Source organism: Actinomadura sp. K4S16, from assembly GCF_008327685.1.
GTDB lineage: Bacteria > Actinomycetota > Actinomycetes > Streptosporangiales > Streptosporangiaceae > Spirillospora.
Genome location: NZ_BDDE01000030.1, coordinates 61,510 through 82,377, shown reverse-complemented (window position 1 = coordinate 82,377; position 20,868 = coordinate 61,510). Strand labels below are relative to the sequence as shown.

The following is a 20,868-nucleotide window of genomic DNA, read 5'->3' as shown; positions in this document are numbered from 1 at the left end:
GCACGACTCACTCGCGAACCAGGAGAATCCAGCCATGAGCGAAACGAAGAAGACCACCAGGGGCACCGCCGCGGCCGGCGCCCAGTACGACGGCTTCACCGACGAGGAGCGGGCCGCGATGAAGGAGCACGCCCAGGAGCTGAAGAAGGCCGCGCGCCGCAGCCCGGGCAAGGCGAAGGCCGACGGGGAGGCCGACGTCCTCGCCAAGATCGCCGAGATGGACGAGGCGGACCGGGTCATCGCCGAGCGGGTGCACGAGATCGTCAAGGCCGCGGCGCCGGACCTCGTGCCCAGGCTCTGGTACGGCCAGCCCGCCTACTCCAAGGACGGCAAGGTGCTCTGCTTCTTCCAGGCCAAGGCGAAGTTCAAGACGAGGTACGCGACCCTCGGTTTCAGCGACGTGGCGGCGCTCGACGACGGCGCCATGTGGCCGACCGCCTACGCGCTGGCGGAGCTGACCGCCGAGGGCGAGGCGCGGATCGCCGCGCTCGTGGAGAAGGCCGCGGGCTGAGGACCGCCGGGACGGTCGGAGGCCCCGGGCCGGTGGAGGCCCGGGGCCGTTTCGGCGGGTGCGCGGAGCGCCGGGTCGCCGCTAGGAGCGGGACCAGTAGTAGAGGGCGTTCATCATCAGCTTGAGCGGCCCCGGTCCGTTGCTCGTGTTGGTCCAGTGGCTCCCGTTGTCGTGCGAGTACTTCATCTTCCAGTGGGGGCCGGGCCCCTTGTTCTTGATAGAGGAGTGCTCAAGGCCCTGGCCGGCGGCGTAGACGGCCTTGTGCTTGGCCTTCATGCTGATCGCGGCGCCGCTGGTGACGACGTCATCGTCGCTGGCGCCCATCAGCGTCCAGTCGGTGCCCTGGTTGGACTGAGGGTTCTGACCCGCCCAGCTGAGGAAGCCGCTGCCGGGACGCATGTCGCTGCACTGCTTCCACCCGCGCGCCAGCGTGCAGGTCGTGGCCCAGTTCGTGCCGCTGAACGGGGTGCTGAACGTGGCGACGTCCTCGATGTAGATGTAGTTCGGCCAGTCGGCGTTCTGGTGGTACTTCTTCACCCCGGTGATGGCCGCCCGGACGACCAGGCCGCCCATGGAGTGGGCGACGACGTCGACCGACTTCCCGTGCCTGGAGTAGTTGTTGTAGATGTCCCAGGCGAGCCTGCGGCCGAGTTCCTGGATCCTGCTGTCCAGGTTCCCGTTCACTTTCCGTGTGCAGTTCACGTCCTTCTTGTAGTACCCCCACGTGATGAACTTGCCGGTCCACCCGCCGTTACGCAGAGCGGTCTGCGCGGAACTCCACGCACTCTTGCAGTCCACCTTGGCATTTCCCGCCGTGGCGTGGTTCCAGTCGATTCCGTGGATGAAATAGACGGGTTCCGACTTGCCGTTGCCGCGGGCCGGACCGGACGCCCACGCGGGGCTCTGCGCGACCACCACGGCCGCGGCGGCGGCGACGGCGACCACCAGCGCCGCGAGGACTCGGACGATTCGACGGACCATCTCTGGCCTTTCTCCGGGCCGCGACCACGGGACGGTCGCGGCTGGAAGAAAGATCCCGGATTCCGGCGAATACCGGATAGTGCCCGGGGAACCGTTCACGGTGCGGGAAGAACGGCGCCGGAGGTTCTGGCGAACACCTCCCCTTTCTGCTAGGGGGCCTCCAAAGGCCTCCACCAGGAAAGGGCTTCGAGCCGTGGAATCGGCCGAGCCCGGCCAGGAACGGGAAGAAATGGCGTCCCGGACGGCCGGGTCGCGGACCGGCTGACTTTAGGTCTAAACTCAGGTCCGGAACACGGTGGGACCTGGACACGGGGAGGGGTTGGAGATGGCGCGCACGATCGTGGTCAGCGGCGGCGGCACCGGCATCGGGAGGGCGGTGGCGGCCCGTTTCGCGGCCGACGGGGACCGGACCGTCGTCATCGGCCGCCGCGCCGGCGTGCTGGAGGAGGCGGCCGGGAAGATCGGCGGCACCGCGCTGCCGGCCGACCTCGGCGACCCGGCGGAGGTCGAACGCGTCCGCGCCGAGCTGGCCGGGCGCTTCGGCTCGATCGACGTGCTGGTCAACTGCGCGGGCGGCAACGCCGAGTACCACGGCGGTCCCGACGGCGTCGCGGAGCGGTGGACGAGCAACTTCCGCGCCAACGTCCTGACCGCGGTGCTGCCGACCGAGGCGTTCCGCGATCTGCTGAACCCGTCCGGGAGGGTCGTGTTCGTCTCGTCGGTCGCGGCGCTCCGCGGCTCGCGCGGCACGTCCTACGGCCCGATGAAGGCGGCCCTGCACCCCTACGCGTTCGATCTCGCCGCCGCACTCGGGCCGCGCGGCATCACGGTCAACGTGGTCGCTCCGGGGTTCATCGAGGACACCGAGTTCTTCGGCGGCTCCATGAGCGGCGAGCGCCGCGCGGCGCTGGTCGCGCAGACACACACCGGCCGGGCCGGGACGCCGGGTGACGTCGCCGAGACCGTGCACTGGCTCGCCTCGCCCGGCGCGGGGCACGTCACCGCGCAGATAATCCAGGTGAACGGCGGGGCCGAGCGTGGCCGCTGAGCCGCCGCGCGTGGCCGCCGAGCCGCCACGCGACGGCGCCGACGCCATCCAGGACGCCTGGCGGCGCGAGCTGCCGGGCGTCCCGGTGGAGTCGATCGGGGTCGTCACCAGGATCTGGTGGGCCGCCAAGGTCTTCGGCGACGAGCGCCGCCGCCTCCTGGCGAAGCTGGGAGTGGACGTCGCGACGCTGGACCTGCTGTCCACGCTGCGCCGCGCCGGCCCGCCGTACCGGATGAGCCCGGGCGAGTTGGCCGACGCCTGCATGGTGACGCGCGGGGCGATCACCCAGCGGGTGGAGCGGGCGGCGGAGGCCGGGCTCGTCGAACGGACCACCGCCGGATCCGGCTACCACACGCGGGCGGTCACCCTCACCGGGGACGGCAGGGCCCTGCTCGACCGCGTCGTCGCCGACCTGCTCGGGGCCGAGGACCGCCTCATCGGCCACCTGGCCCCCGACCGCCGCGATCAGCTCGCCGGCCTGCTGCGCGAGCTGCTCGCCGGGCTCGGCGGCCCGAGCCCGAAGAGCCAGGTCGGGGACTGAGCCGGGCCCGGCGGGTCAGGGGCTCGTGAGGACGACGAGCTCCCGGGTCGCCCGGGTCATCGCGACGTAGCGGTCGACCGCGCCCTCGATGCCGTCGCCGAACCCCTCCGGGTCGACGAGCACGACCAGGTCGAACTCCAGCCCCTTGGCCAGCTCCGGGGTGAGCGACCGGACGCGGGGCGTCCCCGGGAACGCCGGATCGCCGATGACGCAGGCGATCCCGTCGTCGTGCGCGGCGAGCCAGGCGCCGATGACCGCGTCCAGGTCCGCGGCCGAGCCGTGGACGACGGGGACGCCGGTCCCGCGGATCGACGTCGGCACGTTGGCGTCCGGGAGCGCGGCCCGGATGACCGGCTCGGCCTCCGCCATGATCTCCTCCGGCGTCCGGTAGTTGATGCTCAGGGACGCCAGTTCGATCCGGTCGAACCCGACCCGTTCGAGCCGTTCCCGCCACGACTCGGTGAACCCGTGCCTGGCCTGGGCGCGGTCCCCGACGATGGTGAAGCTCCGGGACGGGCAGCGCAGCAGCAGCATCTGCCACTCCGCGTCGGTCAGCTCCTGCGCCTCGTCCACGACGACGTGCGCGAACGGGCCGGCGAGCAGGTCCGGGTCGGCGCCGCCCAGGGCGCTCTCGTCGACGAGGACGTCATGGAAGTCCTCGCCGCGCAGCATCGTCACCAGCCCCGTCCCGTACTCGTCGTCGGCCACCTCGATCAGGTCGTCCACGACCCTGGCCATGCGCTCGCGCTCGGCGGCGACGGCGGCCTCGCGGCGGCGCCTGCGCAGCGGCGCCTTCGGGTCGCCGAGCCGCTGCCGCGCGGCGTCCAGGAGCGGCAGGTCGGACACCGTCCAGGCCTGGGCGTCCTCACGCTGCAACCGGCGGATCTCGTCGGCGCCGAGCCAGGGCGCGCACAACCGCAGGTAGGCGGGCACCGACCACAGGTCCCCGACGAGGTCGGCCGCCTCGATCAGCGGCCACGCGCGGTTGAAGGCGGTGCGCAGCTCCGGGTCCTGCCGGAGCGACCTGCGGACCAGGTCGGGCGACGCGTCGCCCTCGTGCTTGTCCGCCAGGATCGTGAGCAGTTCCTCCCAGATCTGGTCGCGCGCCTCGTTGTGCGGCGTCCCGGGTTCCGGCGCCTGGAACGCCTCGGCCCAGTCGGCGGGGCTCAGCCAGACGTCGGACCAGTGGGTGGTGACCTCCATCCCCTCGGTGGGCGGGTTCTCGTAGAACCTGACGGCCTTCTGGATCGCCTTGACCATGTCCGCGGACGACTTCAGCCGGGCCGCGACCGGGTCGGCCTCGACCGCCGCACCCGCGCCCTCGGCGACGAGATCCCGCAGGGTGCAGGTCTGCACGCCCTCCTCTCCGAGGCTGGGAAGCACGTCGGACACATAGGCCAGGTAGGGCTGGTGCGGGCCGACGAACAGCACGCCGCCCCGGTGGTGGCCGAGGCGCGGATCGGAGTAGAGGAGGTAGGCGGAGCGGTGCAGGGCGACGACCGTCTTGCCCGTGCCGGGGCCGCCGTCGACGACGAGGGCGCCGCGCGACCCCGCGCGGATGATCGCGTCCTGGTCGGCCTGGATGGTGCCGAGCACGTCGCGCATCCGGTCGGACCGGTCGCCGCCCAGGCTCGCGATGAACGCGGACTGGTCGTCCAGCGCGGCGTGCCCGGCGAACTCGTCCGCGGTGAACACCTCGTCCCAGTAGTCGCTGATCCGGCCGGCGGTCCAGCGGTACCGGCGGCGGCTCGCCAGCCCCATCGGGTTGGCGTGGGTCGCGCCGAAGAAGGGTTCGGCCGCGGGCGAGCGCCAGTCGAGGAGCAGCCGGCGGCCCGTGGTGTCGGTGAGGCCGAGCCGGCCGACGTAGACGGGCTCGGAGCCGTCCGCGCCGACCATGTGCCCGAGGCAGAGGTCCAGGCCGAAGCGGCGGAGCGTGCGCAGCCGGGCGGTGAGGCGATGGATCTCCATGTCCCGGTCCATCGCCCGCTGCCCTATGCCGCCGGGCGCCTTGCGCTCGGCCTCGAGGCGGTCGGACAGGTCGCGGATCGCCTGGTCGAGGCTCTCGGCGATCGCCGCGAAATGCCGCTCGTCGCGCTCGGTCAGCGCCGGGTCGGCCTTCGCGGACAGGCGCTCGGGAAGGTCGAACACGCTGGCGGTCAAGGGGTTCACGTATCGGCTCCGGCTCGTGGTCGCTGCTCGTGTGCCGGCGGGTTCCCGCGACCGCCGGGGAGCCCGCGGGCCGCCGTCACCGCGCGACTCGCACGGCGACGGCGGCCACCCGCACTGCGCCCCCGGTTTCCGCAGGTTCCGGCCTCGGCCGACGATTCTGCGGCACGACCCGGGTCTTGCCGCAAGCCCCCCGGTGCGCTATACGTTGAGAGTGGCGGGGGGAGTCGTCCCTCTCAGGCCCGCGGCTTCGCCGCCGCCTTCACCGCCACCCCTCCCGGCAGACGCCCTGCCGCTCCCCCGTGCTCAGACCATGTACTGGTCGTGGCGGTGGTAGAGGTCCGCCCACTCCTGCTCGCTGAGCTGCCGCCCGCTCCCCACGATCTCGGCCAGCTCCTCGAAGTAGGCCTCGCGCGGGGCGCCGGGGGCGAACAGGACCAGCATCGACGCGGGCCCGTGCGGGTTGTCGAACGCGTGGATCCCGCCCGGCGGGACGAACAGGAAGTCGCCGGGCGCGGCGTCGATCCAGCGGTCGCCGTCGTAGAGGGCGACGGTGCCGTCCAGGACGAAGAACGACTCCGACATCGTCTTGTGGAAGTGCGCGCCCGAGCCGCGGCCGGGCTCGGCCCCCATGTCCCACCGGTAGAGCCCGTACTGACCGCCGGTCGATTCGCCCGTGGCCAGGTAGTGCACCTTCGAGCGCGTGCCGATCAGCAGGTCGGGCTCGGAGTCGCCCTTCCACAGCCTGCCGCTGACCTCGCCCTTGTCACCGTGGAAGAGCTCCTTGGGATACGACATGCCCGCCTCCTCATCATTCGTCCCCGTCGCCGCCGGACCTTCCATGGCCGTGGCCGCCGGGTCCCGTCAACGTCCCAATAGTGGCGGTCGACCGTGACATTCCGCTCGGCACCCGCCCTGGATCACCGCGCGGCGCGAGAGGGGCCCTCGCCCCGGCCGAAGGCGATGATCTGCGGAAGGGCCGGGTCGTAGCCGTCGCCGGTGTCCACGGTCATGGTCGGGACGTCGAGGGAGATCCAGCCGAAGGAGTCGAGGGAGTGCCGTCCGTCGGCGATCGCCTCCAGGAGGTCCCGGTCCCCGTGGGCGGCCCGGTGGGCGTCGTCGGCGGCGCGGCGGGCGATCCGCGCGTGCGCGACCGCCGGCGGGGCGGTGCAGCGGACGACGCGGAGGTCGGCGGTGCCGCCGAGAGGTTCGAGCCGCGGGCGCCAGACGTGGTCCTGGAAGGCGGCCTCCGCGACCGCGGTCACCCCCGCCCGCACCAGCACGGCCAGCACGTCGAAGAAGGCGGAGAGCGTCGGCAGGTTGAGACGGTCGTTCGCCGCCGGACCGGACCGGGCGGCCAGGACCATGCCCTGCTTGATCTCGTCCCGGACGACGGCGGGGCACCCGAGCCCCTGCGCGAGCCGGTGGGCGAGAGTTGTCTTCCCGGCGCCGGGCGGTCCGCTCACGACGATCAAGGTCGGCTTGGTCACAGCGCATTGTGGCATCCCGCCCCGGCGCCCCGGGTGCGGCGGCCGACGGGACCTCCGACCTGGACGTTTCCGAGAGACCGGCCCCTCGTCGTCGTTAGAGCCGGGCATGGCCGGGTAGCCGTATGCGAAGGCCGGAGGAGCCGGCGACTCGATCGACACCGAGGGGGGCGGAGTTGACCACGCCTGAGGAGAACGCTCCGAAGACCGACGACACCGACCAGGCCGCAAGGAAGCCGGGCGGCAAGTCGGGCAGGAAGTCCGGCCGGGAGCCCGAGCGGCGGCCCGACGTGCGCACCGAACTGGGCGCCGAGCTCGAGGACAAGATGTCGGAGAAGGGGCTGTCGAGGGACGACTTCTCCGGGTCCTGAGGCGGCCTCGAAGCCCGGAGGCCCCGGTTCAACGAGTTCGGCCGAATGGGTAGGGACTATCCGGTACAAGTCGCCCGCGAAGGATTCGGGGCCCTCGTGGCCGGAAAGGACCATGTCGTCGCGGGCTCGTTCAAGAACAAGGTCCAGGTCGCCGGCTCCCGCACGGTCCCCGACCCCGTGAAGGCCTAGGCACTGGGCAGGCTCAGCGGACCCGGCGGCGGTGAAGGGCGGTAGGGCCGAGAGACAGGGGGATCCGCGTGATCGGCAAGCTGTACGAGCGGTGGCTGCTGGAGATGTGGGCCGGGGACTTCGAACTCGCCCGCGAACTGATCGCGCCGGGGTTCGTCGGCCATTGGCCGGGGCAGGACGTGCACGGGGCCGACGAGCTGGTCGACATGCTCCGGCAGGGGCACGCGCCCTTCGAGGACGTCGCGGTGACGATGGACGTGGGCCCGATCGTGGACGGCGACCGGGTCGCCGCGCGGTGGACGTTCAGCGGACGGTACCGGGGCGGCATGCCGGGGGCGACCGCCGCCGAGGGGACGGAGATCTCGTTCAGCGGCCATGACGTCCTGCGCGCCGAGGACGGCCGGTTCGCGGAGTACTGGGTGATCTCCGACACCCGGTCCCTCTCCCGCGCCCTCGGCGTGGAGTGACCGCCGCCGCGTCCGGCGGACCCGCCAGGCGTCACTTGGGCAAGGGCTGGATGGTCGCGTCGCAGAGGCGGCAGCCCAGGGTTCCCTTGTAGATGCCGTGCTCCGGGCACGGTTCCAGGTCTTCGGGGGGCGGCGGGACGCGCCAGTCGGGCCACGCCGCCGGCCGCCACACGGGGGCGGGAGCCGGCCAGCCCTCCACCATCGCGCGGTATCGCCGCAGGTACCCGAGGGCGAAGGGCGGGTCGTAGGTGAGAAGCCCCCAGCCGTGACGTGTCATCGCCAGGTCGAGCACTCGCAGCAGGAACGCCTTCTCGGACGGCCAGGCCGCCGTCCAGGGCAGCTCGTTCAGGTCGAACCCGGCCGTGCCGCGGCCGATGCGGTGCCCGTCCGCGAAGAGCAGCACGAGGTTGCTCTCCCAGGCGGACTCGGCGAGGGCGCACCCGGCCAGGGTGAGCACGTCGAAGAAGACGTCGGTCCCGCCGTTGGTCAGGTACAGCTCTTCGCCGGACGTGCCCAGGGCCAGGAAGGAGTTGCCCACGGTTTCCAATCCCTCGTCGGCGTCCCGGCGGGACGCCGTCGACACCCTACGATCCCAGCCCGATCGGGCGGGCTCACCTGTCCCTCGCGGCGGACGGGGCGGCCTCGCCCGCACCTGCGTCCCGCGGGTGCTCCTCGAAACGGGTGGGCCACCAGACCTTGGGCCCGATCAACCGGACGAGCGCCGGGACCAGCAGCGACCGGACCACGAGCGTGTCCAGCAGCACGCCGAACGCGACGATGAACGCGATCTGCGCCAGGAACGACAGCGGGATGACGACCAGCGCGGCGAACGTCGCGGCCAGCACGACGCCCGCCGACGTGATGACGCCGCCGGTGGCCGTCAGCCCCCGGAGCACGCCCTCGCGGACGCCCCGGCGCCGCGTCTCCTCGCGGACCCGCGACATCAGGAAGATGTTGTAGTCCACGCCGAGAGCGACCAGGAACACGAACCCGTAGAGCGGCACCGAGGCGTCCAGGCCGGTGAAACCGAACAGGTACCGGAACACCAGCGCCGCGACGCCGAGCGTGGCGGCGTAGTTCAGCGCGACGGTCGCGATCAGCAGGACCGGCAGCGGTATCGAGCGCAGCAGCAGCACCAGGATGACCAGGATGATCGCCAGGACGACCGGGACGATGAGGGTCCGGTCGTGGGCGGCGGTCTGCTGGGTGTCGTACTGCTGGGCGGTGTAGCCGCCGACCAGCGCGTTCGCGCCGGCGACGGCGTGCACGGCGGTGCGCAGCCGCTTGAGGGTGCTCTTCGCGGCGTCGCTGTCGGCGGCGGCCTTCAGCGTCGCGTCGATCCGGACCCGCCCGTCCACGACCTTCGGAGGGCCGCCGGGGCGGCCGGACGCGCCGACCGGCGCGGCGCTCGCGACGCCCTCGGTGCGGGCGGCGGCGTCGAGCACGGCCCTGCCCTGCGCCGCGTCGGCGATGATGACCGCCGGCTGGCCCGAACCGCCCGGGAAGTGCTTGGAGAGCGTCCGCTGCGCGGCGACCGAGGGCGCGTCGTTGATGAAGATCTCGTCCAGGGGGACGCCGTGGGCGCGCAGCCCCGGGGCGAACGCGGCGCACGCGACGAGGGCGATGGCCGTTCCCGCGACGACGCGGCGCGGATGCAGGTCGACCAGGCGGGCGACACGGGACCACAGGCCACTGCCCGCGTCGGCCCCTTCCGCCACCGGCTTGGGCCTCGCGGGCCAGAACCCGACCCGTCCGAACGCGACGAGCACGGCCGGGAGGAACGTCAGCGCGCTGAGGACGGCGCAGGCGATGCCGATCGCCCCGACCGGCCCGAGCGCCCGGTTGTTGGTGAGGTTGCTGAGCAGCAGCGCGAGCAGGCCGAGCGCGACGGTCGCCGCGCTGGCGACGATCGCGCCGAACGATTCGCGCACCGCCAGCCATCCGGCGGTGAAGCGGTCCCGGCCCGCCGCGAGCTCCTCCCGGAAGCGGGACGCGAGCAGCAGCGCGTAGTCCGTGGCGGCGCCGATGACCAGGATCGACAGGATGCCCTGGACCTGGCCGTCGACCCGGACGATGTCGTTCTTGGCCAGCGCGTAGACCACCGCGCACGCGAGGCTCAGCGCGAACACCGCACCGACGATGATGACCAGCGGGAGCAGCAGGCTGCGGTAGACCAGCAGCAGGATGATCAGGACGGCGACCAGCGCGACGCCCAGCAGCAGCCCGTCGATCCCGGCGAAGGCGTCCGACAGGTCGGCCTGGGTGGCCGCCGGCCCGCTGATCTGCGTCTTCGTCCCCGGGACGGTCTCCGCCGCCGAACGGACCCCGTCCAGCACGGTCGGCAGTTCGTCACCGAGGTCGGGTCTGAGCGGGACCACGCCCTCCAGTGCCAGGCCGTCGTCCGAGCGCAGGGCCGGGGACGGCGTTCCGAGGGTGCCGGGCGCGCCTCGCAGCCCGGCGAGCGCGCGGGTCGCGGCGTCCCGCTGGGCGGCCGTGACCTGGCCGTTCGCCGTCCACACGACGATGGCGGGGATGGTCTCCTGCTCGTCGAAGGCCCGCTGCGCCTGCAGGACCTTGGTGGACTCGGCGCTGCGCGGCAGGAAGGCCGCCTGGTCGTTGGTGGAGACCTCGCCGAGTTTTCCGGCGTAGGGACCGAAGGCGCCGCCGATGGCCAGCCAGACCAGGAGCAGCACCGCCGGCACCAGCCAGCGGATCGAGCGCGGCGGTGTTCGGCGCGGTCCGGTCATCGGTTCCTCCCCCAGCAGGTTCGACCTGCCGCTCCATACCCACAAATACCTCAATCATTGATTATCTCAACGATTGAGTTAATGTAACCTGATCCGCATGGCCGAAGGAGCGGACAAGGCGGGTGAAGAGCCGCAAGACCCCGCCGACCTCCGGTCGTTCGCCGTCGAGCTGCGCCGGATGAACGCCGAGTTCAACCGGATCGCCCACGAGTTCGCCCACGCCAGCGGGCTGCACCCCACCGACGTCCAGGCCCTGGTCGCGATCATGGACGCCCCGCAGCGCTCCCCCGACCGGCCGATGACCCCCGGGCGGCTGCGGGAGGAGCTGAACATCACCTCCGGCGCGGTGACCGCCTGCCTCGACCGCCTCGAACGCCTCGGCCACATCACCCGGGTGCGCGACCCGGCCGACCGGCGAGTGGTCCACCTGCGGTACGAGCCGTCCGCGATGACCATGGCCCGCGACTACTTCCGCCCGCTGTCGGAGAGCACCGAGGCGGCGCGGAGCGGGTTCGGCGAGGAGGACCTCCGCCTCATCCTCCGCTTCCTCCGCGCGATGAACGACGAGCTGTCGGCTCTCCGCACACGCGGTTCCGGACGCTAGGCGCGGGCGCCCGGCCTAGGCCGGACCGAGCAGGTCCCAGCGGTTGCCGGCGATGTCGAAGAAGACGGCGACGCGGCCGTAGGGCTCGGTGCGGGGCAGGGTGGCGAACTCGACGCCCGCGGCCGTCATGCGCTCGTGGGCGGCGTCGAAGTCCTCCACGCGCAGGAAGAAGCCCACGCGTCCGGCGACCTGGTTCCCGACGGCGGCGGCCTGGCGCGGGCCGTCCGCGCGGGCCAGCAGGACGCCCGTCCGACCACCCGGCGGCCGGACGACGACCCACCGCTTGGGGCGCCCGTCGTCGGTGCGCGAGGGCGAGTCCTCGACCAGGTCGAAACCGAGGGCACCGGTGAAGAACGCGATGGCGTCGTCGTAGTCGTCCACGACGATCGTGATCAGGTCGAGTCGCACTCCGCGAGCGTACGATCAGTGCGGCCGCCGTGCGCTCGGGAGCCCCCGGGCGCACGCCGAAGGGATGGGAGAGCCGGCATGGACAGGACCGAGGGCAGCCGGACCGCCGTGCTGGTCTGCCAGGGCCGGGCGGTGGCGCACGGCCGCCTGGCCCCCGACCGGTTCGACGATCCCACCGCGTCGGCGCTGCTCCGTCCCGACGAGCTGGAGGCGGTCGAGCGGGTCCGTTCGGGCGTGCCTCCCCAGGGCATGGGCCCCCGGCTCGAGTACGAGTTCCTGCGGGCCACGGCCGAAGGACTGGTGCCGCGGACGGTCGCCATCGACGACGCCGTCAGGGAGCGGGCCCGGCCGCAGCTCGTGATCCTCGGCGCCGGCCTGGACGGGCGGGCCTGGCGGATGCCCGAGCTGGCCGGGACCGCCGTGTTCGAGGTCGACCACCCCCGTTCCCAGCGGGACAAGCGGGAGCGCACCGCGGCCCTGCCCCCGCCCGCCGGAAAGGTCGCCTTCGTGCCCGTCGACTTCACCGCCGACGATGACCTCGGCGCCTCCCTCGCGGCGGCCGGGTACCGGACCGACCAGCCCACCACCTGGATCTGGGAGGGCGTGGTCCCCTACCTGACCCGCGCCGAGGTGGCGGCCACGGTGCGGGCCGTCGCCGAGGCCTCCGCCCCGGAGAGCCGGCTCGTCGTGAACTACCAGTCACCGTCGCTGGTGGCCTCGATCGGGCGTCCCGTGGCCCGGGCGATGAGGCGGCTGTCCCGGCAGCCCGACCCGATGGCGCACGAGCCATGGCGCTCCGCCTGGACACCGGCCGCCATGCGCGACCTGCTGGCCGAGCACGGCTGCACGGTGTCCGGCGACACGGACCTGCTCACCCTGGCCGAGGCGCTCGCCATGCCCGTCCGCAGCACGCGCTCCCTGGCGTCCGGCCGCGTCCTGACCGCCGACCGGCAGCGCGGACCTCTTTCGCGGGCCGGGTGACACAACGAGGGCCCGTGGCGCTGAAGGAGATGTCGGCGGCCACCCGCGTGGCCTGCCGACGCGGGCCCCGCCTTTCGACACCGCCGGTCACGAGGCGGGGCCCGCTCACCGGATCGGCATCCGCTTCCCGCCGGCCGGGGTGGAGCCGCCCTCCGCGCATGAACTCCGCCGAGCGGGAACACCCTCCTTGCAGGAGGTGCACGTGAACGCAGGCCAACTGCTCAGCCAGATCCCCGGACTGACGTATCGGCAGCTCGACAGATGGACCAGCACCGGCTACCTGCGGGCGGCGCAGGCGGGCGAAGGCGCCGGTCACGCCCGCGACTACAGCGCCGAGGAGGTCCGGGTCGCCGCGCTGATGGTCCGCCTCCACGGCGCGGGACTGAACGTCGCCTCCTCCCATCGCGCGGCCCGCGACCTGGCCGCCGGGCGGCCCGCGGTCCTCGCCCCGGGTGTCGAGGTCGTCGTCCAGGACCAGGCCGTGGCCGCCGAGCCGCACGAGGACGCGTCCGGGGGTCCCCTCTCGGCGGCTTGACCCGCCGGAGCGGTCCGGGACGGGGCGGCCCGCGCGGCTCAGGCGTGGGACAGGGCGAACGCCGCCAGGAACCCCACGACGATGATCAGGCCGGTGAACAGGTGGGTGTCCTCGTAGGCCTCGGGGATCATCGTGTCGGCGATCATGGTGAGGATGGCGCCGCCGGCCAGCGCGGTGATGCCGGCGAGGAGGTCGGCGGGAGCGTCCCCGAGCGCCGTGTAGCCGAGGACCGCCGCCAGGGCGCTGACCACGGCGATGCCGCTCCACAGCCCGAAGACGTACCCGCGGCCGCGTCCCGCACGGCGCATCCCCGAGGCGCTCGACAGGCCCTCGGGCACGTTGCTGATGAACACTGCGACCACGGTGACCAGGCTGACCGCGCCGCCGCCCAGCAGGCTCGTGCCGATCACGATCGACTCGGGCACGCCGTCCAGCAGCGCCCCCAGCGCGATCGCGCTCCCCGACCCGGGCTGCTCCTCCTCCGAGGGCTGCTGCCCTCCCGAGCGCTTGCGGTGCCGCGCGCCCCGCCAGGCCAGGGCGGCGTTGGCGCCGGCGTAGAGGACCGCGCCGACCACCGCCCCGATCGCCGTCGGGGCCAGCCCGCCCTGGTCGTGCGCCTCGGCGATCAGGTCGAAGGACACAGCCGACAGCAGGACGCCGCTGCCGAACGCCATCACGCTCGCCACCACCCGTGCCGGGACCGGAGCCAGGAAGCCGACCAGGGCGCCCATCACCAGCGCCGACCCGGCCAGCAAACCCCATCCTCCGGCCTGCAGCGCTCCCTGCACGGCTCTCCCTTCCGTCCACGACCGCCACGCGGTACCGGGTCCGGCACGCGGAGCGGCGCGCCATCCGGCACGCCGCCCCTTGCGACTACCCGCCGGTTCGGTCTGAAACGCCCCGAACAGCGAAGCATGCGCTTTCCGGCGGGCGCCCGCGCTCTTCGGGGCGCCGCCTCGTCCTCTCGCCGCAGGCACGGTAGCGGGGAGCCGGGCGGTGCCGGCTAGTAGGGTCGGCGCATGCCCGCTCGTGCCGCCTCCTCGTCCCCGGTGAGAGAGCCCAGGCCGCCGCAGATCCCCCGCACGCTCACGCCTGCCGGGAAGGTCGAGCGGCATCTCCGGCATGACGGGAAGTACCTGTCGCTGGAGTACGGGGCGGAAACCCTGTCCATGGACGATCCGGACGGGGTCGAGGACGTCGAGTTCGAGGGCTGCAGATTCACGCAGACCGCTTTCACCGGGGTGGTGCTGCACCGGGCCGGGTTCGCCGACTGCGCGTTCGGCGACACCGACCTGGCGAACCTGCGGGCGTTCAACTCGCGGATGTTCAGCGTGCGGATCGTGAACGCGCGGATGACGGGGATGCAGCTCCCCGAGAGCGGGCTGCGGGACGTGCTGGTCGAGGGATGCCGCGCCGACCTCGCCGGTTTCAGGTTCGCGCATCTGCGGAACGTGGTGTTCCGCGACTGCAACCTTGCCGAGGCGACGTTCCAGTCCGCCGGCATGACCGACGTCCGGTTCGAGAACTGCCGGCTCAGCGGCGCCCAGTTCTCCGGGGCGGCGATGAAGGCGGTCCGGTTCCGCGGCTGCGACCTGCGCGGGGTCGCCGGCCTGAGTTCATTCCAGGGCGCGATCGTGTCGAGCGCCGACGCGATGGGGCTCCTGGACGCGCTCGCCGCGGAACTCGGCATCACCGTCGAGGACTGAACTCAGGCGAGCGTGAGGAACAGCTTCTCCAGTTGCGCGCGGTCGACGGCGGCCTGCTCGGTGCCCGCGTTCTCCGGCATGGCGCAGCGCTCCAGCCCGGTAGCGATGATCTTGAAGCCGGCCCGGTGCAGCGCCCGCGAGACGGCGGCCAGCTGGGTGACCAGGTCGGCGCAGTCCCGCCCCTCCTCGATCATGTTGATGACGCCGCCGATCTGCCCCTGGGCCCGCTTCAGCCGCAGCACGACGTCGTCGAGCGCGTCCCTCTCCAGTTCCATCCCGCTCCCCCTCAGGCGCTGCGCTTCTGCTCGGCGGCCCGCCGCCGGACGTCGTCCATGTCGACCGCGCGGGCGCCGTCGATCAGCTTCTCCAGTTCCTGCTCGGGCAGGGCGCCCGGCTGCGCGTACAGCACCACGTTCTCCCGGATGATCATCAGGGTGGGGATCGAGGTGATGCCGAACGCCCCGGCCAGCTCCGGCTGGGCCTCGGTGTCGACCTTGCCGAAGACGATGTCGTCGTGCCGCCCGGAGACCCGCTCGTACACCGACCCGAAGAAGCGGCACGGCCCGCACCAGCTCGCCCAGAAGTCGATCAGGATCATGTCGTTGCCGTCGAGGACCTCGTCGAAGTTCTCGCGCGTCAGTTCCGTCGTGGCCATCACGGTCTCCGTTCCTCCGATGGATACCCCTATGGGTATAGGAACCGGCACCGGGACCCCCTTATTCCGGGACCGATGCGAGCGGCGCGGCGGGCAGCCGCGTTGATGCGGGCCCGTTGGGGAAGGCACCCCTCAAGGGGGGAGCATCATGGGTTACTCGATCAGCGTCCGACTGCGGCGGCCGTTCGGCGAGACCGTCGACCAGGTGCGCAGGCTGCTGACGGACCAGGGCTTCGGCGTGCTGACGGAGATCGACGTGCGGGCCACCCTGCACGAGAAGCTCGGCGAGTCGATGGAGGCCTACCTCATCCTGGGCGCCTGCAATCCGGCGCTCGCGCACCAGGCGCTCGGCATCGACCGGCAGATCGGCCTGCTGCTGCCCTGCAACGTCGTGATCCGCGTCGACGGCGACGACACCGTCGTGGAGGCGCTGGACCCGCAGGTCATGGTGTCGGTCAGCGACCGTCCCGACCTGGGGCCGGTCGCCGACGAGGCGACGCGGCGGCTGGCCTCCGCGTTGAGGCGGCTGGACTCCTGAGCCGCGCTGTGGAGGCTCTTCCGAGCCGCGCCCGACGCCGCCCGCCGCGCTCAGAGGCCGGGGAACTCGATCTCGGCCTCCTGGCCGTCGGCCAACAGGAAGTACCCGAGGAACGTCACGCCGTCCTCCTCGGCGTCGAAGCGCGCGATGCGGGCGCCTTCGGGCTCGTAGAAGACGTCTCCGGGGCCGAGGACCGCCGCCGCCTCGCCCTCGATCTGGTAGACGACCGAGCCGGTCTCGATGCTGCCGAACACCGGCCCGTTGTGCACGTGCAGCCCGGCCGCCCGGCGGGGCGCGATGGTGATGCGGCGGACCTCGACCCGGTGCGTGCTCCGGGCCGGCGCGAGGAGCTGGTCGAGCAGCACCGTGCGAGTGATCGGCGGGACGTCCTCCGCGCCGTCGCCCCGGTACTCACCGTCACCGACCGGCTCCCCCGCCTCGGCCGAGGCGCCGTCGCCCGGGATCGGCTCGATGGCCAGATGCGTCATCGAGCGGTCGGGGGCGGCGCCGTGCCAGTGCCATTCGCCAGGCGCGATGCGCACGGTGTCGCCGGCGCGGACCGTCTCGACCGGCCCGCCGCGCCGCTGCACGCGCCCGGTGCCCTCGGTGACGACGAGCACCTGCCCGAGCGGGTGCCGGTGCCACACGGTGCGGGCCCCGGGGGCGAAGCGGACGCTGTCGATCTGCGTCCGCGCGCCTTCCCCGGAGTCGGCCACCGGCGTGATCCAGGCGTCGCCGGTGAACCATTCGGACGGGGCGGCGGATCCATGTGTCATCTGCATGGCGTTCCTCGGGGGTCAGCGGACGGTTCGCGCGTCGAGCAGCGCGAGGATTCCGGTGATCGCTTGGTCGAAGGGCTCGGAGGCTCCCGCCGCGCGGGCGAGCACGTATCCGCCCTGGAGCGTGGCGACGATCGCGGCCGCGGTGGACGCGGGGCCCACTGAGGGCTCCAGCTCTCCCCGGTCCACTCCCTCGCGCACCACCGCCGCGAGCCGCGCGCGAAGCCAGGCGAAGGTCTCCTCCACGGGGCCGCGAAGCGCGGGTGTGGCCATGACGTCGGGGTCCTGGGTGAGCCGGCCGATGGGGCAGCCCCGCAGGACGTCCCGCTCCCGATGCAGGTACGCGGCGAGGCGGTCGAGGGCCGGACCTGGGCCGGACAGCTGCGCGTCGATGGCGGCGCGCATCTCCTCGGCGGTGCGGTCGATGGCGGCGCGAGCGAGGTCCTCCTTGCTCGCGAAATGGTGGTACATGCTGCCCTGGCCGGCGTCGGCCCGCTGCTGGATGGTCTTCGGGCTCGTTCCCACGTAGCCGCGCTCCCACAGCAGTTCGCGCGCGCTCTCCACCAGCCGTTCCCGTGTACTCACCGGGCCAGTGTACATACCAATAGGTACAGAGTCGATCGCCCGCCTCGGCGGCCCGCGCAGCCCGTCCCCGGCGCCCTCACTCCGCCGCGACCGCCTCGGGCGAGGAACGGCCGGACACGATGTGCCGCTTCGCCGCCGATCGACTCGTAGATGCTCATTCGGTCCCCTCGGGTCGGGTGACTGGGGACCGCAACGATAGACGCTTATTGGCGCTCCGCCAATAGTGCCCTCCGCGCGCGGAGGGCGGTCATGCCGACTCCCCCGCGTGGACGGGCAGGTCGGCGAGGCGCCACTCGAGCATGCCGTCGCTGAGCCGGACCGCGCGGCGGCCGTGTTCGGCCAGCAGCCGGACCGCGTCATAGGCCAGCACGCAGTACTCGTCCCTGCAGTACACGACGATCTCCCTGCCGTCGGGCAGCTCGCCGATCCGCGCGGCCAGGTGCTCGACGGGAATGGAGATCGCGCCGGGGATGTGCCCGGCCAGGTACTCCTCGAACGGCCGGACGTCCAGCACCGTGGCCGCACCGGCCGCCGCCCTGGCGCGCAGTTCGTCGCGCGTGACCTCCGCCGCGCCGTCGTCGCCGAGGTAGGCGTCGCGGGCGGCCGGGACGGCGGCCTGGTGGGCGTCGGCGACCTTGCGCAGCAGCGCGAGCAGCAGCGCGACGTCGTCCCCGGCCAGCCGGTAGTGGATGCGCACGCCTTCGCGGCGGGTGGCGACGAACCCGGCCTGCTTGAGGATCTGGAGGTGGGCCGAGGCCGTCGTCAGGTTCAGCCCGGCCGCGCCGGCCAGCGCGTCGACCGTCCGCTCGCCCTGGGCCAGCAGGTCCAGCAGTTCGAGCCGCCTGCCGTTGGCCAGGGCCTTGCCGCCGGCCGCGAACGCCTCGTACAGCCGCGCCTTCGACGCCTTCGAACCCGTGGGAACCTGCTCCGCCATCCATCCTCCATAAATCCATGGAATATTGTAATTCACGGATGCGTCCCGCATCCCCGCAACGACCCGACCTTGGAGGACTTCCGTGGGCTTCGCCGAGAGGCGCCCGCCACCGCTGCCCGATGAGGCGGGGGCGCGGGCGTGAGGAACGCTTCCGCCGATCGCCCGTCCGCGCGACCGGTCCGGCTGGGGCTGCGGGAGAACTGGCCGCAGTTCGCGCTGCTGGTCGTCGTGAACGTCTGCGTCGGCGCCCTGGTCGGCCTGGAGCGCACGACCGTCCCGCTGATCGGCACCAAGGTGTTCGGGCTGACCAGCGACCTGGCGGTGTTCTCCTTCATCATCGCCTTCGGCGTCACCAAGGCGCTGACCAACCTCGCCGCGGGCGCGCTGACCGCCCGGTTCCACCGCAGGACGCTGCTGCTCGCCGGCTGGCTGGTCGGCCTCCCGGTGCCGTTCGCCCTCGCGTGGGCGCCGTCCTGGGGCTGGATCGTGGCCGCCAACGTCCTGCTGGGCGTCAACCAGGGGCTCACCTGGTCGATGACGGTCAACATGAAGATCGACCTCGTCGGCCCCGCCCGGCGCGGGCTGGCCACCGGGCTCAACGAGGCCGCCGGGTACGTCGCGGTGGGCGCCACCGCGCTGCTCACCGGATACCTGGCCACCGCCCACGGGCTGCGGCCCGCGCCCGAACTCGTCGGCGTGGTGTTCGCCGCCGCGGGACTGGGGCTGTCGCTGTTCGTGCGGGACACCGCGGCGCACGTCGCCCTCGAACTGGCCCGGCATCCCAGGCCCGTCCCCGCCGGGGAGCGGACCGGGCCGGGCACCGTGTTCGCCCGGACGTCCTGGCGGGACCGCTCGCTGCGCGGCGCCAGCCAGGCCGGGCTGGTCAACAACCTCAACGATGGCCTGACCTGGGGCGTCTTCCCCCTGCTGTTCACCGACCACGGCCTCGGCCTGGCCGCCGTCGGGCTGATCAAGGGGCTGTACCCCCTGCTGTGGGGGCTCGGGCAGATCCCCACCGGCCATCTGGCCGACCGCGTCGGCCGCAAGCCGCTCATCGTGGCCGGCATGCTCGTCCAGTCCGCCGCCTTCGTGCTCGCCCTCGCGCTGCTGGCCCGGCCGCTGCTGGCGGGCGTCGTGTCCGCCGCCGTCCTGGGCATCGGCACCGCGATGGTCTACCCGGCCCTGATCGCCTCGGTGTCCGACCACGCCCACCCCGCCTGGCGCGCCAACGCGCTCGGCACCTACCGCTTCTGGCGCGACATCGGCTACGCCGCCGGCGCCCTGGTCGCCGGCGTCCTCGCCGACGCCCTCGGCCTCAACGCCACCGTCATCGCCGCCGCCGTCCTCACCGCCGGCTCCGGCCTGCTCGCCGCCCGCTGGATCAGCGAGCACCGCACAGCCGCGACCGAACAGCCCCTTCGTCGCTGAACGCGGGATAATTACCATGGGCGGCATGGAGCGGAGCGCGGAGGAAACGCCGTCGTCCACGGGCTTCGAACGGGTGCACGTCGAATTCGAGTGGTACGACGGCCCGAGGGGAGGCATCGCGGATATCGACGGCGTTCCGCACTACTTCTGGGCGCTACCTGGAAGGGGCGGTGGCGCGGAACACCGCGTCTGGCCCCTGAGCACCGACGTATTGGCCATGGAACGGGAGCAGTGGGCGATCTTCATTGCCTGGCACGACCGGTTCGAGGCGGGCACGAACCCTGAGGAGGACCATCCGGTGCAGGGAGGAGTCGATGCCCGCTATGACGCGCTCGAAGAACTGCTCGTGCCCCATCGCGCCGTGCCGAAGAACGCCAGAGTGATGCGAGTCGAGTGGCGCGGAAACGGCGCCCCGAAACGCTACCGCCTCGAAGGCCCCGCCTACGAGGGTCGCTGGCGGCCTCTCGCTTGAGTGCTCATTGGTCGGCCGTCCCGAGCCTCACTGCGGCGGAGCAGGGGCGCGGTCGGCGAGCCATCGGTTCAGGCCTGCGAGGGGGACGTCGGCTCGGACGACTTCCAGCAGCGTGACCGTCAGCCCCCATTCGCCGACGGCCTCATCCAGGTCGCTGGTCAGGAGTCTCATCTGGTCGGAGGTCAGCCCGCCCAGTTCGTTCAGGTCCCGGTCCGCGATGTGGCGGCGCAGCCGGCCCTCCACGATGAAGCTGACCGCCGCCGTCTGCGGAACCGGCCGCAGCGCATGGCGGGCGGGGTCGGACACCGCCACGAGGACGATCGCCTTCAGCCGCAGGAGCACCCCGTCCCGGGTGGACGCTTCGAGCCATACGTCCATCGGACTCCAGCGCAGGGGGACGCGGACCCACCGGTCGACGCCCGGCACCACCAGCGCACGGCCCGGCCCCCGCACCGTGGGAGGGCGGCCGAGCCGGGAGACCACCAGGCGCTCCCCTTCGGGCACGACTCGCAGCGACGCGATGACCAGCATCGTGATCAGCACGAGCAGGGCCAGGACGGCGAGCGACGTCCAGGTGAGGAAGCCGGGCAGCAGCTCGTCCCGATGGGGCGAGGCGGCGGCCGTCGGATCGCCTCGCAGGAGATTCCTGCTCATGCGTCCTCCCGTGGCGTTGCGGCGCTCGGGCCGGGCCCCTTCACCGGGTGACCCGTGATTCCACCATGACCGCTACGCGGC

Annotated in this window: 26 protein-coding genes; 12 read left to right on the top strand and 14 right to left on the bottom strand. The window is 72.7% G+C overall.

Annotated elements, in window-relative coordinates; translation table 11 throughout:
* Positions 1 to 34 precede the first annotated feature (34 nt).
* A complete protein-coding gene (locus K4S16_RS41580; RefSeq protein ID WP_149264620.1) occupies positions 35 to 511 on the top strand; it encodes an iron chaperone in 477 nt (158 codons plus the stop codon).
* Positions 512 to 592: 81 nt separating this feature from the next.
* On the opposite strand, the gene K4S16_RS41575 is transcribed toward K4S16_RS41580, so the two are convergent.
* Entirely contained in the window at positions 593 to 1,492 is a 900-nt protein-coding gene (locus K4S16_RS41575) for a triacylglycerol lipase (protein WP_149264619.1), read from the bottom strand.
* A gap of 325 nt (positions 1,493 to 1,817) precedes the next feature.
* Here K4S16_RS41575 and K4S16_RS41570 point away from each other — a divergent pair, with 325 nt between their 5' ends.
* Together K4S16_RS41570 and K4S16_RS41565 are read left to right on the top strand one after the other, a co-directional pair.
* Positions 1,818 to 2,540, top strand: coding sequence for an SDR family NAD(P)-dependent oxidoreductase (locus tag K4S16_RS41570; RefSeq protein WP_149264618.1), 723 nt, complete (start codon positions 1,818 to 1,820; stop codon positions 2,538 to 2,540).
* The gene (locus K4S16_RS41565; protein WP_149264617.1) at positions 2,530 to 3,081 is read left to right on the top strand and encodes a MarR family winged helix-turn-helix transcriptional regulator; all 552 of its coding nucleotides are present in this window, start codon (positions 2,530 to 2,532) and stop codon (positions 3,079 to 3,081) included. The genes K4S16_RS41570 and K4S16_RS41565 overlap by 11 nt, the downstream gene beginning before the upstream one ends.
* 15 nt (positions 3,082 to 3,096) lie before the next feature.
* Here K4S16_RS41565 and helR read toward each other — a convergent pair whose 3' ends face one another.
* The 3 genes from helR to K4S16_RS41550 all read right to left on the bottom strand — a co-directional run bounded on the left by helR (position 3,097) and on the right by K4S16_RS41550 (position 6,713).
* A complete protein-coding gene (gene helR, locus K4S16_RS41560; protein WP_149264616.1) occupies positions 3,097 to 5,250 on the bottom strand; it encodes an RNA polymerase recycling motor ATPase HelR in 2,154 nt (717 codons plus the stop codon).
* A 303-nt stretch (positions 5,251 to 5,553) separates the two neighbouring features.
* Entirely contained in the window at positions 5,554 to 6,045 is a 492-nt protein-coding gene (locus tag K4S16_RS41555; RefSeq protein ID WP_149264615.1) for a cupin domain-containing protein, read from the bottom strand.
* 122 nt (positions 6,046 to 6,167) lie between these two features.
* Entirely contained in the window at positions 6,168 to 6,713 is a 546-nt protein-coding gene (locus K4S16_RS41550; protein WP_200842423.1) for an AAA family ATPase, read from the bottom strand.
* A 197-nt stretch (positions 6,714 to 6,910) separates the two neighbouring features.
* On the opposite strand from K4S16_RS41550, the gene K4S16_RS41545 reads away from it, so the two are divergent.
* Together K4S16_RS41545 and K4S16_RS41540 are read left to right on the top strand one after the other, a co-directional pair.
* The gene (locus tag K4S16_RS41545) at positions 6,911 to 7,105 is read left to right on the top strand and encodes a hypothetical protein (protein WP_149264613.1); all 195 of its coding nucleotides are present in this window, start codon (positions 6,911 to 6,913) and stop codon (positions 7,103 to 7,105) included.
* 257 nt (positions 7,106 to 7,362) lie between these two features.
* Positions 7,363 to 7,761 carry an ester cyclase gene (locus tag K4S16_RS41540; RefSeq protein WP_149264612.1) on the top strand — a complete coding sequence of 133 codons (399 nt, stop codon included), beginning with the start codon at positions 7,363 to 7,365 and terminating at the stop codon, positions 7,759 to 7,761.
* A 31-nt stretch (positions 7,762 to 7,792) separates the two neighbouring features.
* On the opposite strand, the gene K4S16_RS41535 is transcribed toward K4S16_RS41540, so the two are convergent.
* Together K4S16_RS41535 and K4S16_RS41530 are read right to left on the bottom strand one after the other, a co-directional pair.
* Positions 7,793 to 8,299, bottom strand: a complete 507-nt coding sequence (locus K4S16_RS41535) for a hypothetical protein (RefSeq protein ID WP_149264611.1) — start codon at positions 8,297 to 8,299, stop codon at positions 7,793 to 7,795.
* A gap of 73 nt (positions 8,300 to 8,372) precedes the next feature.
* Positions 8,373 to 10,508, bottom strand: coding sequence for an MMPL family transporter (locus K4S16_RS41530; protein WP_149264610.1), 2,136 nt, complete (start codon positions 10,506 to 10,508; stop codon positions 8,373 to 8,375).
* Positions 10,509 to 10,605: 97 nt separating this feature from the next.
* Between K4S16_RS41530 and K4S16_RS41525 the strand changes: the two genes are divergently transcribed.
* Positions 10,606 to 11,112: a MarR family winged helix-turn-helix transcriptional regulator gene (locus K4S16_RS41525; protein WP_149264609.1), complete on the top strand. Its 507-nt coding sequence runs from the start codon at positions 10,606 to 10,608 to the stop codon at positions 11,110 to 11,112.
* A gap of 15 nt (positions 11,113 to 11,127) precedes the next feature.
* On the opposite strand, the gene K4S16_RS41520 is transcribed toward K4S16_RS41525, so the two are convergent.
* Positions 11,128 to 11,520, bottom strand: a complete 393-nt coding sequence (locus K4S16_RS41520) for a VOC family protein (RefSeq protein ID WP_149264608.1) — start codon at positions 11,518 to 11,520, stop codon at positions 11,128 to 11,130.
* Between the two features lie 78 nt (positions 11,521 to 11,598).
* Here K4S16_RS41520 and K4S16_RS41515 point away from each other — a divergent pair, with 78 nt between their 5' ends.
* Both K4S16_RS41515 and K4S16_RS41510 read left to right on the top strand, forming a co-directional pair.
* Positions 11,599 to 12,501: a class I SAM-dependent methyltransferase gene (locus tag K4S16_RS41515; protein ID WP_149264607.1), complete on the top strand. Its 903-nt coding sequence runs from the start codon at positions 11,599 to 11,601 to the stop codon at positions 12,499 to 12,501.
* 202 nt (positions 12,502 to 12,703) lie between these two features.
* A complete protein-coding gene (locus K4S16_RS41510; RefSeq protein ID WP_160161223.1) occupies positions 12,704 to 13,036 on the top strand; it encodes a MerR family transcriptional regulator in 333 nt (110 codons plus the stop codon).
* Between the two features lie 38 nt (positions 13,037 to 13,074).
* On the opposite strand, the gene K4S16_RS41505 is transcribed toward K4S16_RS41510, so the two are convergent.
* Positions 13,075 to 13,824: a ZIP family metal transporter gene (locus tag K4S16_RS41505; RefSeq protein WP_149264605.1), complete on the bottom strand. Its 750-nt coding sequence runs from the start codon at positions 13,822 to 13,824 to the stop codon at positions 13,075 to 13,077.
* 231 nt (positions 13,825 to 14,055) lie between these two features.
* Here K4S16_RS41505 and K4S16_RS41500 point away from each other — a divergent pair, with 231 nt between their 5' ends.
* Positions 14,056 to 14,742, top strand: a complete 687-nt coding sequence (locus K4S16_RS41500; RefSeq protein WP_149264604.1) for a pentapeptide repeat-containing protein — start codon at positions 14,056 to 14,058, stop codon at positions 14,740 to 14,742.
* A 2-nt stretch (positions 14,743 to 14,744) separates the two neighbouring features.
* On the opposite strand, the gene K4S16_RS41495 is transcribed toward K4S16_RS41500, so the two are convergent.
* Both K4S16_RS41495 and K4S16_RS41490 read right to left on the bottom strand, forming a co-directional pair.
* Positions 14,745 to 15,017 (bottom strand): metal-sensitive transcriptional regulator, encoded by a 273-nt coding sequence (locus K4S16_RS41495; RefSeq protein ID WP_149264603.1) that lies wholly within the window; start codon positions 15,015 to 15,017, stop codon positions 14,745 to 14,747.
* A gap of 11 nt (positions 15,018 to 15,028) precedes the next feature.
* Entirely contained in the window at positions 15,029 to 15,397 is a 369-nt protein-coding gene (locus K4S16_RS41490; RefSeq protein WP_149264602.1) for a co-chaperone YbbN, read from the bottom strand.
* A 148-nt stretch (positions 15,398 to 15,545) separates the two neighbouring features.
* Between K4S16_RS41490 and K4S16_RS41485 the strand changes: the two genes are divergently transcribed.
* Positions 15,546 to 15,935, top strand: coding sequence for a DUF302 domain-containing protein (locus tag K4S16_RS41485; RefSeq protein ID WP_149264601.1), 390 nt, complete (start codon positions 15,546 to 15,548; stop codon positions 15,933 to 15,935).
* Between the two features lie 50 nt (positions 15,936 to 15,985).
* Here the strand turns inward: K4S16_RS41485 and K4S16_RS41480 are convergent, their stop codons facing one another.
* The 3 genes from K4S16_RS41480 to K4S16_RS41470 all read right to left on the bottom strand — a co-directional run bounded on the left by K4S16_RS41480 (position 15,986) and on the right by K4S16_RS41470 (position 18,233).
* Positions 15,986 to 16,711: a cupin domain-containing protein gene (locus K4S16_RS41480; protein ID WP_235037409.1), complete on the bottom strand. Its 726-nt coding sequence runs from the start codon at positions 16,709 to 16,711 to the stop codon at positions 15,986 to 15,988.
* A 21-nt stretch (positions 16,712 to 16,732) separates the two neighbouring features.
* Positions 16,733 to 17,299, bottom strand: coding sequence for a TetR/AcrR family transcriptional regulator (locus K4S16_RS41475; RefSeq protein ID WP_235037408.1), 567 nt, complete (start codon positions 17,297 to 17,299; stop codon positions 16,733 to 16,735).
* Between the two features lie 247 nt (positions 17,300 to 17,546).
* On the bottom strand, positions 17,547 to 18,233 hold the full coding sequence (locus K4S16_RS41470; protein ID WP_149264598.1) for a metalloregulator ArsR/SmtB family transcription factor: 687 nt from the start codon (positions 18,231 to 18,233) through the stop codon (positions 17,547 to 17,549).
* 138 nt (positions 18,234 to 18,371) lie between these two features.
* Between K4S16_RS41470 and K4S16_RS41465 the strand changes: the two genes are divergently transcribed.
* Together K4S16_RS41465 and K4S16_RS41460 are read left to right on the top strand one after the other, a co-directional pair.
* Positions 18,372 to 19,661, top strand: a complete 1,290-nt coding sequence (locus tag K4S16_RS41465; RefSeq protein WP_149264597.1) for an MFS transporter — start codon at positions 18,372 to 18,374, stop codon at positions 19,659 to 19,661.
* Positions 19,662 to 19,686: 25 nt separating this feature from the next.
* Positions 19,687 to 20,133 carry a hypothetical protein gene (locus tag K4S16_RS41460; RefSeq protein ID WP_149264596.1) on the top strand — a complete coding sequence of 149 codons (447 nt, stop codon included), beginning with the start codon at positions 19,687 to 19,689 and terminating at the stop codon, positions 20,131 to 20,133.
* Between the two features lie 27 nt (positions 20,134 to 20,160).
* On the opposite strand, the gene K4S16_RS41455 is transcribed toward K4S16_RS41460, so the two are convergent.
* Complete coding sequence (locus tag K4S16_RS41455) at positions 20,161 to 20,787, bottom strand: SPFH domain-containing protein (RefSeq protein ID WP_149264595.1); 627 nt, start codon at positions 20,785 to 20,787, stop codon at positions 20,161 to 20,163.
* Positions 20,788 to 20,868: the final 81 nt, after the last annotated feature.